The sequence below is a fragment of the Nostoc sp. genome (genome assembly GCF_036917515.1).
In the GTDB taxonomy this organism is placed as follows: domain Bacteria; phylum Cyanobacteriota; class Cyanobacteriia; order Cyanobacteriales; family Nostocaceae; genus Nostoc.
Window position 1 is genome coordinate 1 of the sequence record NZ_JBALDE010000077.1, and the last position, 11,698, is coordinate 11,698.

The following is an 11,698-nucleotide window of genomic DNA, read 5'->3' on the forward strand; positions in this document are numbered from 1 at the left end:
CACAGGAGTAAGGTTTCATTCTACAGGCACTTAGACGTTGATATACTCCATCATCCCATACTGTATTGCACTCAAGCAGGAACTGCTATATTTCTCACTGCGGTAACGCAACCACACCCGCAACACTTGCGGAATCTGGTCTTTTTCTTCCTTAGTCAGAGTGTTGTAAAGGGCTAAGGCGCGATCACGTTCGCCCCGACAAGCAGCATTGTTGTGAGCATCCCAATAGCTACGGGCTACTCGAATCTGCCGACAAACTTCTTTAATCAGTGCGTCTCCCGTAAGTGGAGTATCTTGCTTGGTCATACTCAAATGCTAGAAATTTCTAATGCCATCCTAGCAAGTCAGATTTATCTTGACACTTCAAATTTCAAGCTGGCTGATTTCACTGAGTTGATTCATTGCTGTTCCTCATGGTTATCCAACCAGATGAGGGGTCTTTACCCAACAAGCGTTAATGGATAAACGGTGATCGTAAAGAGGTATTAAGCAGTAGTAAATCTGTTGATAGAGAAAATTGGCATTGCTGAATTAAAGGATGTATTCTAGTTGTAGGGTGGGCATCTTGCCCATTGGTGTCAACTTAAGCAAAAGAAAACCGTAAGATGTAATCTAAGAACATCTTGATTGATGTTCTTAGTGATACATTATGAGTAGAAAATGCCCAGCACGAACAGGAAACCCAGACCTGCGGCAATAAAAACATGTACTAGTGCCGCCGATAGAAGAAATCGAAAAAAAACTATATTCGTTGCGATCACCAGCCAGCTTCAAGCCACTCAAGTTATGTTCAGGCGAAGATGAAAAAAATTGCGCTCGTGGATTCTGACATTGCCAGTGATAATGGCAGTAGTATTGAGTTTGGTGTATCGCCAGATAGCCGGATTAAGCAGAAGTACAACGAGTGTCTCAACGAGCTGCTTGGATTAGTCAAAACCAGGCGTAAGCGCCACCCAGAGATTGACGCTTACACCCAACAATATTTGGGCTTTATCTTCTTAAGTTGACACCAATGGGCAGTGCCGTGCCCCTACAGTATTTGTATTAATTGCTTCATAAATATTCCTGTAAGTATTAAATAAGTGCATACTTATCTGTTTACGTCTTCTATCTAAAGATATAAGATTGAGGTTAAAAATTGGGAAACCTAAGAGGGGTTCATTCCCAAGAGATGTCCTACCTACTTATCGCAGAATGCAACTGAGGTCAGATGACGCAACCTTTAAATCAAGTCAAAGAATGGGAACAACGTCGTGACGAAGCAAACCGCTACTACCAACGGGGGAAATTTCAAGAATCTCTCGATCTTGCAACCAAAAATTTACACTTGGCTAGAGCAATTCCAGACCGAGCTAGAGAAGGTTATACATTAAACGACCTCGGTTTAGCTCACCTCAGTTGCTGGCAACCTCAAAAAGCATTAGAGCTCTTTCATCAGGCGCTTTCGGTTGCTATTGAAATTGGCAACACGCCAGCAGAGGCAACTGCACTTAGCAATCTGGGTTCTACCTACAGCCATCTTGGACGCTTTTCGCAAGCGTTGAAATATTTTGACAAAGCACTGCCAATCTTTAGGCGATCGCAAGATACCCAAAATGAAGTTTCTACTCTTAATGATGTCGCTCTAATTTATACGCGTTTAGGAGAACCAAAACGGGCACTGTTGCTACAACACCAAATTTTGAGGATGCGGCGATTGTTAGGTGACTTTTCTGGTGAAGCAACAACGCTTAATGGTATTGGATTTGCTTACAATGTCTTAGGCAAGTTTGAGCAAGCGCTAGAATTTTTTCAAGCAGCACTGCCAATTCAACGAGCTCTCAAGAATTTGCTTGCAGAAGCAACGACCTTAAACAATATTGCTTCTGTCTATCATGATTTAGGAAAACCTAAAGAAGCACTATTGCTCTACAATCAAGTTCTTTTCACACGTCGAGCAATCAGCGATCGCTCTGGTGAGGCAACAACCCTTCACAACATCGGTTTTACCTACAGCACCTTGGCAGAGCATCGCCAAGCAATGAAGTTCTACAAGCAAGCGATTGTGATTTATCAAGAACTGGGCGATAATCTCGGAGAAATTTCAACTTTGCTAAATATGGGAAGCGTTTACGCCACTACGAAACGCAAAAAAATGGCGCGCTCGTGCTACCAAAATGCCCAAGAGTTAGCAGAGCAAATTGAATATCAGCCACTTTTAGATAAAGTACAGCAGTTCATAGATTCTCTGTAGCATCCAGTTCTTAATACAGTTTAGTTAAGGCTTAAGGCTAAAACTCTTTATCAAAGTCAACTTTTTTGACGTAGACGCTGCATCAGCTTGCCGCAGAAGTGCAGAGGAAACAGAGAGAAGAGAAAAAATGCTTAACCCAAGTGTATTGATCCAGTTCCTCTTCTCCCATATATGGCTGAGAGTAGACGCTTTGCGTGGACTTAGCCCATCAGAAGCGGCAGTTGATAGCCAATCAGTAGAAACAGCAACCTTACAGTTTAATAAATCGCCAAATACATCTGTTGTAAACTACAATCCAGATACTTGGTTATTTGTCAAATAAAATTAGATGCGGGAACAATTTCCCCATAACCATTGGGTTGTTAAGAATTCACAGGATGGCAACCTTTTGCTGCTATTTCTCTTTCTTACACAAGCTATCAGCGGTATATCAGCGTCTTGGTTAAATCCTGTACCATATCTAGCGTCATATCAAAGTCAAGTAAGCTTTGAACCTTAATTATTTTGGAAAGCTCAAAAGCATTATAGGGGGAAAGTAGCTATTTGTAGTGTCTTTAGTGGAATACTTTCGATAAAAAGTTTCTGAATGGGCAAGCCTGTCTACTGTCTGATGGCTGTCTGGGTATCTCTTGCCGCTGCCCCTTGATTTATCTGGAGAACAAATACATCTATGAAAGCTTACGAAATTCAAAGCAACGCTGGAATTGATGCCCTGGCATTAGTTGATCGCCCCGAACCAAAACCCGCGGCTGGACAAGTTCTGATTCAAGTGAAGGCAACATCCTTAAATTATCGCGATTTGCTAGTCATTGAAGGAGCTTATGGTGCTGGACAGAAATATCCGTTAATTCCCATGTCTGATGGTGCAGGAGAAGTTGTAGCGGTGGGGGAAGGTGTGACAAGGGTGAAAATAGGCGATCGCGTCGCTGGTATTTTCTTCCAAGACTGGATTTATAGCTCTTTAACCAAAGAGAAAATGAAATCCGATCTCGGAGGCGGTATCAATGGAATGCTGGCTGAGTATGTCGTATTACACCAAGATGGTTTAGTAATATTACCTGACCAATTATCCTATATTGAAGGTGCAACTTTGCCCTGTGCAGCAGTTACAGCTTGGCATGGGCTGGTGACAAAAGGCAATATTGGTGCAGGTGATAGTGTTTTGTTACTCGGTACTGGAGGAGTTTCAATTTTTGCTCTCCAGTTTGCCAAGATACATGGTGCTAGAACGATTATTACTTCTAGCAGTGATGAGAAATTGGCACGAGCGAAACAGCTTGGTGCTGACGAGACAATCAACTACAAAACAACACCAGATTGGGAAAAGCAAGTTTATCAATTAACCAATCGCACGGGTGTAGATCATGTAATTGAGGTAGGCGGTGCAGGTACTCTGCCAAAATCGCTGCAAGCAGTTCGTATTGGGGGACGTATTAGTTTGATTGGCGTTTTATCTGGCAGAGGAAATGAGATTGACCCCATGCCAATACTTTTTAAGAGTTTAACAGTTCAGGGAATTTATGTTGGCAGTCGAGAAATGTTTGAGGCGATGAATCAGGCGATGCAACAGCATCAAATCAAACCGATTATTGATAGAGTTTTCCCTTTTACTGAAGCACGAGAGGCTTATCATTATCTTAAAGTGCGGCTCACTTCGGTAAAGTCGTAATGACGCTCTCTACGAGACGCTAAAAGCGTAGCTTGCTTCTCTGAAAGAGTACGCGGACTCGCTAACGCTACGCTAACGTAATTCGTAATTTTAAAAAGTTTAATTTTATGTTTCAAGTAGGAATTTAAATTCCCACTTGAAACATAGTTATGAATTACGTTTAAACAGCAGCGAGAGTAGGTGCAGCAAATTTAGCATATCGCTCAATGTAGAATTCTTTAGAGTGAGCGATCGCCTTCACAGATTCACACTCTTTCAAAGCATGTTTCCATTGACGTAGACAGGTAAATTGCTCTGGTATTCCAAAACCGCGATACTGCTTCAGTGCAGCCCAGCGCTCAAACCAAGGGAAATAGGTGAAATCGACCAAACTGATGGATTCACCAAACCAGTAAGGGCCTTCTTTAGAAAGCTTTGCTAAACCTTCGTTTTCAATAAATTCCAGGTGTTTGTATAGTTCCTGTTTAGCTGCTTCTTGTTTTTCGGGATCTGAACTCCGCAGCAGGGTAGAAAAAGCAGGAACGAACCTGGTGTTAGCAAAATCGATCCAGATGCGAGCCTGTGCCTTATCAATGGGGTTGCTGGGTAACAGTGGTGGATTGGGAAATACCTCATCGAGATACTCGTTAATTACTGATGACTCCCAAACTCGGTTATCGCTATGAGTTATTGCAGGCACTTTTCCATAGGGGGAAACTTTGGTAAATCCTTCCGGCTTATTTTGCAAATCAATCTCAATCAAATCGAAGTCGATGCCTTTCTCTTGGAGTACCAAGCGGGTACGATGAGCATAAGGACAAACAACTGCACTGTATACTTTAATTTCAGCCATGTCTAAGTTCCTTAGTAAATAGGACTTGTTAATCGGCATTGGGAATTGAATTTGAATCCAAAATCCCAAATCTTAAATTGTTAGTGTCACGAAGCCTTTTTGAAACGAATGTAGCGTGAAAAATTCTCGACACTAACCAAACTTTTAAATTTGACTGCTAGGTAAGGCATTGGGCATTGTGTATGGTTATTCTTCTTGTCCCCTTGTCCCCTCATCTCCCCCTCCCTTCTCCTAAAGCCAGGGCACTTCTTCAGGTGCATAACGAAAAGCGCGAAAAACCGTATTTTGCTCTCCACGAGTTACCGGCGACTTCTCACCTGGAATATTCCGAGATGCAAAGTGGGGATTGATGTATTCCCAAACAATTTCTCCTGTAACTGTCACCTCAAATATCCGGCCATAAGCACCTTCTGTAATCAAGGTATTGCCATTGGCTAAACGTTGCGCTCCTGATATGTATGAACTGAAGAAATTTTGGGGCGGATTGTCGGTGTACTCCCAAACTATCTCTTTTGTTTGACGGTTTACCTCAATCACACGCGAGAAATTGAGAGCAATGTTACGGCGATGTGCGCCATTATCGAAAATCAAGATGTTACCGTTAGCTAATTCGTTCGGGAAGTGCTGCTGTGCTAGCACGTCATCACCTAACGTCCAGATGATTTCTCCGGTTTTGCGATCAACAATGACAACTGTGGAGATATTACGAAAGCTCACTATAATGTTGCCATCAGCGAGTTCACCCACAGTATTCCCATGAGTCCATTCATGTCGATGATCCTGGGGTGTAATGGTAAATTTATCTGGATCAAGGTGTTCGTGGGCGTGCCAAGTCCAAACAATTTCACCTGCTGGAGTCACCTCATAAAGCACATCTGCATAGATATCACCATCTGGTTCTGTACCTGTTACGCCACCTTTGATTCGAGGAATCAAAGACTGAGGTATCTTTTCAATGGCGAGTAGAATTGTGTTGCCATTAGCTAATCTGCGTCCATCGTGATGATGATCTGGATGCTTATATTCCCAGATAATATTTCCCTTGGGATCTGCTTCTAAAACAACGCCACTTTTGAATGCAGCCCATAAAGCAAAACGTAGGGGTTTTTCTGGTGGAGTCTTACCGTTATAAAAAAGGTTGCCATTGGGTAAGAGATAACCGTATAACCCTGGTGGATAAGGCAGATTCCATTGGTGTATTACTTCTCCTTCCAAGTTCAGAAGGTAGACTTCACCTTGACCTGTCAGGGGTGTGAAAAGTGTGTATCCTTTAAATACTTTTTTGGGATTGTAAGCCTTTAAACCAGTACCCCGACGACGAATAGTATTTTGGTCAATTGATATTGCTGTAAAAGTCATATTTACCTGCTAAATATCTAGTTTTGAATCTAAAAACTAGGACAGAGTGCATCGCTTATCTTTACTTCTACTCTGACAATAAGAGCCAGAGGCTCTAGGAAGGCGTTACCAGACTGGAGCCTGGTAACGAGGCAAACTGTCTTTAATTTTGAATTTTGAATTTTGAATTTTTAATTATTTATGGTGCTGGGTTTGGCGACTGAGTATGAACTATATCCAACTCTTCCAAAATGTCTTTGTCAAGAACTACATTCAGACTTTCTAAATTCTCTTTAAGTTGTTCCAGTGTCGTAGCACCAATAATTGTACTAGGCACAAACCAACGACTCCGCACAAATGCTAAGGCCAGATGCGCTGGACTTAGTTGATGGCGCTTGGCAATTTCTACATAAGCTGATACAGCTTGACTGACTTTCGGTTTCAAATAGCGCTGACCGAAATTTTCAAACAAAGTTATTCTTGTTTTTTCTGGTTTACCGTTTAGATATTTGCCAGTTAAGAAGCCAAATGCTAAAGGACTATAAGCTAGTAACCCAATTTCTTCTTGATAAACTGCTTCTGCTAAAGCTCCATCAAATACTCGATTTAGCAAATTGTAAGCATTTTGAATCGAAACAACTTTGGGCAATCCTAATTGTTTTGCGGCGTTACTAAATTGGGCAACTCCCCAAGGAGTTTCATTACTCAAACCAAGATAGCGAATTTTCCCTGCTTTAATTACATCGCCAAAAACTGCTAGCTGTTCAGCGATGGGAATTGTCTCTTTCACTTGATTCGGATCGAATACCGTTTGCCCAAATCGTGGCACGTAGCGGTCGGGCCAGTGGATTTGATATAAATCAATATAGTCAGTCTGTAATCTTTTTAGACTATCGTCTACGGCTTGTTTGATATTATCACGGTCAATTGCTTTGGCTCCATCACGAACCCATTTAAAGCCTCGACCAGGCCCAGCAATTTTAGTAGCTATAATAAGTTGATCTCTTTGTTGACGCTTTAACCATTCCCCAATATAAGTTTCAGTTAATCCATAAGTTTCACCTCTTGGTGGAACAGGATACATCTCAGCCGCATCAATAAAGTTGACTCCTTGGGCAATAGAATAATCTAGTTGCTCGTGGGCTTCTTCAATGGTATTTTGCTGTCCATAAGTCATAGTGCCCAGACAAATCTCAGAAACTTTTAAGTCACTCTTGCCAAGTTGGTTATACTTCATAATTTTTATGTTGCTGTTCAGTTGATTCAAAAGTGATATTTTTGTTGGATATTTTGCATTTTGTCAAGGGCGCTATTATTTTTAAGTCCCACAGCTTCAAACAACACTGGATTTGGCATTTAGAGGATGCTTGAAAAGTCCTCTTGTTGGTATCAAAAGTCTTAGATTCCTCTAAATTTCCCTTTTTAAGGAAGACTTTGATTCCGGTTCCCCCCTTTTTAAGGGGAGCCAGCGCGGTTTTGGGGTCTCCTCAAGTGGAGCGACTGGCGTGGGTTAGAGGGGATCTAGAAGTGTCTCAAGTCACAGCGAAACATTTTTCAAACAACCTCTTAGCCAATATAAATTTTTTAGCAAACGCAAATATTGATTTGCTTATACTACTATAACTTGATAGACAAATCGTACTTTATGGGTATAGTTGTTTATTATTGCATAGATGAACCAGATAAGTAAGCTAGTTTGGAATAATAAAAATTCTAAAATTGTAGTAGAAAATACTTGCTTTTATTGAGTATTTGTGAAATAGACTATTGTAGTCTAAGTTTATACTACAGTAAATTGTTAGACTTGCCGTAGTATATCAAAAAATCTGAAGATTTTTCTAAAACTAAGCCTTAATAAATGTTCATATTAATCTATTTGACTCTAAGTAGCTTTTCTTGACAGTAATCAAAATATACCAAAATTACTGCAAGAGTTTACAACAGCTAATAGCAATGACATGATAAAGACTTAGGATTTTAAGGACTTGTATAATCAGGAATTTTTGCTGCGATCGCTGACAACGATACTCATGTCTATAGCAAGTAATTTGAAGTAATAAATAAATATAATTCTACTTAAAAAGCAAAATGTTTGCTATAAAAATATCATACTTTTGATATAGCAAAAATAGTTTTTGTTAAGCTTCTATGTAGCAAACGGTATAGACTCAAACAAGTGTTTTCATTTAAGCTTTTTTAAATTGTCCCCGTGTTTCTTTAGCGAATACACCTTTTGACATTAGGATCTGATGCTTAAATCCTTTCCTTGTGCCCGGAGTTGGCTTTTCTAGAGTCACCTACTTTAAGGAGAGTGACTTCTAATGTCATTAGATAAAAACATCTTTCAGCAACCAGCAAATAAGTTGCTTGCAGCTTTGCCAGCCAATGATTATCAGCGTCTTTTCCCCCATCTAAAGCTGGTTTCGCTCGAAGTTCACCAAACACTTTACCAAGCAGGCGAACCGATCGCACAGATATATTTTCCTCACAACTCAATGGTTTCTATAGTTACCACTATGGAAGATGGCTCAACAGCGGAAGTTGGGATAGTGAGCAATGAAGGTATGGCCGGTATCCCGGCAATTTTAGGAAACAATATCACAACCACAACATCATTTGTGCAGATTTCGGGCGCTGCTATGCAGATGAATGCAGATGTACTTAAAGCCGAGTTCAATCAGGGCGGAGCTATTCAAACCCTGCTGTTGTCATACATACAAGCTATATACTCTGAACTAATGCAAGCAGCTGCCTGCAATCGTCTGCATACACTGGACGAACGGCTGGCTCGCTGGCTACTGACAGTTTCTGACCGCGTGGAATCAGAAGATTTTCCCCTTACTCAACAATTTATCTCCCAGATGCTAGGTGTACGTCGTTCCGGCGTTACAGTTGCGGCTAGCACCCTCAGCAGAGCCGGAATGATCAGCTATCACCGTGGTCATATTAACATCCTGAACCGAGAGGATTTGGAAGCAACTTCCTGCGAGTGTTATCGAATCATACAAAACGAATTTGCTCGCTTACTGGGCTTCATGCCCAGTAAGCGAGGCCAAAAATTTTTTTGAGTTATGCGTGCGAAACCGAACAGACTCGCAAAAATAAATTGATTTAAAGTATTTTGAGCAAGTTTATCTTTTAATGTTTAGTGAGCAAAAACCCTCTTAAGCCGCAAGTAAATAAGTTACTCGCGGCTTTGTCAACTAGTGATTATCAGCGTCTTGTTCCACACTTGAAGTTGGTTTCGCTTTCGACTCGGCAAGTCATTTACGAATCAAAAGAACCGATCACACAGGTCTATATTCCCCAAAATGGAGTAGTTTCTTTAGTCACTGAGATGGAAAATGGCTCGATGATGGAAGTTGGGATAGTGAGCAATGAAGGCATGGTTGATATCCCAATAATTTTAGGAAGCAACACAACAACCATAAAAGTGTTTGTGCAGGTTTCAGGTAGTGCCATGCAGATGGATACAGATGTACTTAGAACCGAGTTCAATCAGGGCGGAGCTATTCAAAACCTGCTGCTGCGCTATGTACAAGCTGCATACACTGAAGTGGCGCAAGGATGTGCCTGCAACCGTTTTCATACCCTAGAGGAGCGGCTGGCTCGTTGGCTACTGACAGTCTCTGACCGCCTGGAATCAGAGGAATTTCTACTCACGCAAGAATTTATCGCCCAGATGCTAGGTGTACGGCGCTCCGGTGTCACAGTAGCGGCTAAAACCCTGAGCCGAACCGGAATGATTCGCTACCAGCGTAGTCATATTAGCATCCTGAAACGAGAGGCTTTGAAAGCAACTTCTTGCGAGTGTTATCAAGTCATACAAGGCGAATTTGCTCGGTTGCTGGAGAATCAGCCAAGGTGCGTAGGCGTAGCCCGTCGTAGACATCGCCAATGAATAATTTGAAGTTACTATGTCCGAAACCGGACAGACACTTACTAGTACTTTCTTTAAGATTTAGTAAAGTATGGATCAAATAGCGCTTACAAATATGTGGCTTTTGATGTGATTACTACTTCAAGTACTTGAATTACAGAGTGATGAGAATATGTCTAATCAATCGATGTCTTTTAAAGGTGTGCGATTGCTAGTTGTTGATAGCGACTTTGATACAAGAATATTACTTACCTACTTATTTGAATTAGGCGGAGCAGAGATTATCACTGTTGCTTCAGCAACGCAAGCTATAGAAATAATGTCATTTTTTAAACCAGACATCCTAATTAGTGACATTTATTTACCAGATGAAGACGGTTACTCACTGCTCTTGAAGGCCAGAAATCTGGAAGCAAAGCGAGGGAGAAAGCTTCCAGCTATTGCTCTGACGACATCTCCTTACGAAGAAGACCGTGATATGGCGTTATCAGTAGGTTATGATATATACCAATGTAAGCCTATAGACTTAGATGAATTAGCTTTTATGGTTGCTAGTTTAACTGGAATCGACAATCGGCTTGAGATATTGGGATGCAACAAGGCAGAAGCCAGTAGGCAAGAAAGCTTTAACTAAATTTTATTTATTGTAAAAATACAATTTATACGACGGATTATACCAACGCCTGGTGATTTTTATCCTAAATCATCAGGCGATGCTTTTTCTCAGGAATCTTTTGACTAATTTTATTTTTTATTAATTTTGCTAGTAGTAAAAATTTATTCCCAGGTAGTGATATAAAATATACTAAGAATAAATACAGAGAACAACCAAGTGATTCTCTGCAAGTACTCATTTTTTCATATCAAGGAGTGCATTATGGAATATCTTGCTTATTCTCAGATGTTTATTGCTCAAGAAGAGGCATCTGGAAACACTAATTATAATCTTCCTAAACCTCAATTAAATTGGAAAAAACTATTTAAATCTTCGGCTTGGTTAGCTTTAGCTGGTGTTGGTGTATTACTTGCTGCTATTACCCAAATTCAAATGAGTTCAGCTGCCTATGTAAAGACTAACGGCAGTTGTTTACGCGTCCGTTCAGGCCCAAGCACCAATTACTCGTATGTGGACTGTGTACCAAATGGGGCAACACTTCCAGCGATTGAACGATATGAAAACGGTTTTGCCAGACTTTCTACGGGTAGATACGTTTTTGCCCGATGGATTGGTGATAGACCTAACTATCTTCCTGTGACTAGACCCGGTGGTGTTGGCGGTTCTATAATTCTTACCCCTGGTTCTAGAGGTCTGCTCGTCAGAGACGTTCAAACAGCTTTGGGTAATCTCAGAGTTGATGGAATTTACGGTCAAGAAACTGTTAGCCGAGTCCGAAGCTTTCAGGCAAGTAAAGGTTTACTTGTAGATGGTGTTGTGGGCCCCGAAACTCGATCTGCTCTGGGTATTTAGCCAGAAGCAACTCTTTGAACATCTCCTTTCCAAGTTCTACCTATTTTCTGGTGGAATGGAGAGAAGTCAAAAGTTCAGAAAATCAAAATTTCAGAACGTCTGGCCCGTCATCAGGCGGGCAATACAACCTCACTCTACAAGAACTGATAAAGTGAAAAACTGACTTTTACCTCAGTTTTAGGCACCTTAGAGGATGTTTTAAAAGTCCAAGAAAGTAAAAACTCATGCGAGTCGTCGAAGCATAATACGTATCATCGCAATATAAATAAAAGTCTCGG

10 protein-coding genes and 2 pseudogenes are annotated in these 11,698 nt (G+C 41.0%); 8 read left to right on the forward strand and 4 right to left on the reverse strand.

What is annotated here, in order from left to right:
- Nucleotides 1-30 precede the first annotated feature (30 nt).
- Entirely contained in the window at nucleotides 31-306 is a 276-nt protein-coding gene (locus V7K89_RS09340) for a Precorrin-3B methylase (RefSeq protein ID WP_335186472.1), read from the reverse strand.
- 343 nt (nucleotides 307-649) lie between these two features.
- Here V7K89_RS09340 and V7K89_RS09345 point away from each other — a divergent pair.
- The 4 genes and pseudogenes from V7K89_RS09345 to V7K89_RS09360 all read left to right on the forward strand — a co-directional run.
- Nucleotides 650-888: pseudogene (locus V7K89_RS09345) on the forward strand (IS4 family transposase); the annotation flags it as partial.
- Between the two features lie 322 nt (nucleotides 889-1,210).
- The gene (locus V7K89_RS09350) at nucleotides 1,211-2,233 is read left to right on the forward strand and encodes a tetratricopeptide repeat protein (RefSeq protein WP_335186474.1); all 1,023 of its coding nucleotides are present in this window, start codon (nucleotides 1,211-1,213) and stop codon (nucleotides 2,231-2,233) included.
- Nucleotides 2,234-2,360: 127 nt separating this feature from the next.
- Entirely contained in the window at nucleotides 2,361-2,555 is a 195-nt protein-coding gene (locus V7K89_RS09355; protein WP_335186476.1) for a hypothetical protein, read from the forward strand.
- Between the two features lie 348 nt (nucleotides 2,556-2,903).
- Nucleotides 2,904-3,925, forward strand: a pseudogene (locus tag V7K89_RS09360) (zinc-dependent alcohol dehydrogenase family protein).
- A gap of 137 nt (nucleotides 3,926-4,062) precedes the next feature.
- Here V7K89_RS09360 and V7K89_RS09365 read toward each other — a convergent pair.
- The 3 genes from V7K89_RS09365 to V7K89_RS09375 form a co-directional block, all read right to left on the reverse strand.
- Nucleotides 4,063-4,734 (reverse strand): glutathione S-transferase family protein, encoded by a 672-nt coding sequence (locus V7K89_RS09365; protein WP_335186478.1) that lies wholly within the window; start codon nucleotides 4,732-4,734, stop codon nucleotides 4,063-4,065.
- Nucleotides 4,735-4,965: 231 nt separating this feature from the next.
- A complete protein-coding gene (locus V7K89_RS09370; protein ID WP_335186480.1) occupies nucleotides 4,966-6,093 on the reverse strand; it encodes an aryl-sulfate sulfotransferase in 1,128 nt (375 codons plus the stop codon).
- Between the two features lie 178 nt (nucleotides 6,094-6,271).
- Nucleotides 6,272-7,309: an NADP(H)-dependent aldo-keto reductase gene (locus V7K89_RS09375; RefSeq protein ID WP_335186482.1), complete on the reverse strand. Its 1,038-nt coding sequence runs from the start codon at nucleotides 7,307-7,309 to the stop codon at nucleotides 6,272-6,274.
- A 1,084-nt stretch (nucleotides 7,310-8,393) separates the two neighbouring features.
- On the opposite strand from V7K89_RS09375, the gene V7K89_RS09380 reads away from it, so the two are divergent.
- The 4 genes from V7K89_RS09380 (at nucleotide 8,394) to V7K89_RS09395 (ending at nucleotide 11,420) form a co-directional block, all read left to right on the forward strand.
- Complete coding sequence (locus V7K89_RS09380) at nucleotides 8,394-9,140, forward strand: Crp/Fnr family transcriptional regulator (RefSeq protein WP_335186484.1); 747 nt, start codon at nucleotides 8,394-8,396, stop codon at nucleotides 9,138-9,140.
- 80 nt (nucleotides 9,141-9,220) lie between these two features.
- Nucleotides 9,221-9,973, forward strand: coding sequence for a Crp/Fnr family transcriptional regulator (locus V7K89_RS09385; protein WP_335186486.1), 753 nt, complete (start codon nucleotides 9,221-9,223; stop codon nucleotides 9,971-9,973).
- Between the two features lie 151 nt (nucleotides 9,974-10,124).
- Nucleotides 10,125-10,586 carry a response regulator gene (locus V7K89_RS09390; RefSeq protein ID WP_335186488.1) on the forward strand — a complete coding sequence of 154 codons (462 nt, stop codon included), beginning with the start codon at nucleotides 10,125-10,127 and terminating at the stop codon, nucleotides 10,584-10,586.
- Between the two features lie 243 nt (nucleotides 10,587-10,829).
- Complete coding sequence (locus tag V7K89_RS09395) at nucleotides 10,830-11,420, forward strand: peptidoglycan-binding protein (RefSeq protein WP_335186489.1); 591 nt, start codon at nucleotides 10,830-10,832, stop codon at nucleotides 11,418-11,420.
- Nucleotides 11,421-11,698 lie beyond the last annotated feature (278 nt).

Excerpts from the sequence above, each read along its gene's own strand:
- V7K89_RS09340 (WP_335186472.1), bottom strand. The coding sequence starts at position 306 with ATGACCAAGCAAGATACTCCACTTACGGGAGACGCACTGATTAAAGAA.
- V7K89_RS09350 (WP_335186474.1), top strand. The coding sequence starts at position 1,211 with ATGACGCAACCTTTAAATCAAGTCAAAGAATGGGAACAACGTCGTGAC.
- V7K89_RS09355 (WP_335186476.1), top strand. The coding sequence starts at position 2,361 with ATGCTTAACCCAAGTGTATTGATCCAGTTCCTCTTCTCCCATATATGG.
- V7K89_RS09365 (WP_335186478.1), bottom strand. The coding sequence starts at position 4,734 with ATGGCTGAAATTAAAGTATACAGTGCAGTTGTTTGTCCTTATGCTCAT.
- V7K89_RS09370 (WP_335186480.1), bottom strand. The coding sequence starts at position 6,093 with ATGACTTTTACAGCAATATCAATTGACCAAAATACTATTCGTCGTCGG.
- V7K89_RS09375 (WP_335186482.1), bottom strand. The coding sequence starts at position 7,309 with ATGAAGTATAACCAACTTGGCAAGAGTGACTTAAAAGTTTCTGAGATT.
- V7K89_RS09380 (WP_335186484.1), top strand. The coding sequence starts at position 8,394 with ATGTCATTAGATAAAAACATCTTTCAGCAACCAGCAAATAAGTTGCTT.
- V7K89_RS09390 (WP_335186488.1), top strand. The coding sequence starts at position 10,125 with ATGTCTAATCAATCGATGTCTTTTAAAGGTGTGCGATTGCTAGTTGTT.
- V7K89_RS09395 (WP_335186489.1), top strand. The coding sequence starts at position 10,830 with ATGGAATATCTTGCTTATTCTCAGATGTTTATTGCTCAAGAAGAGGCA.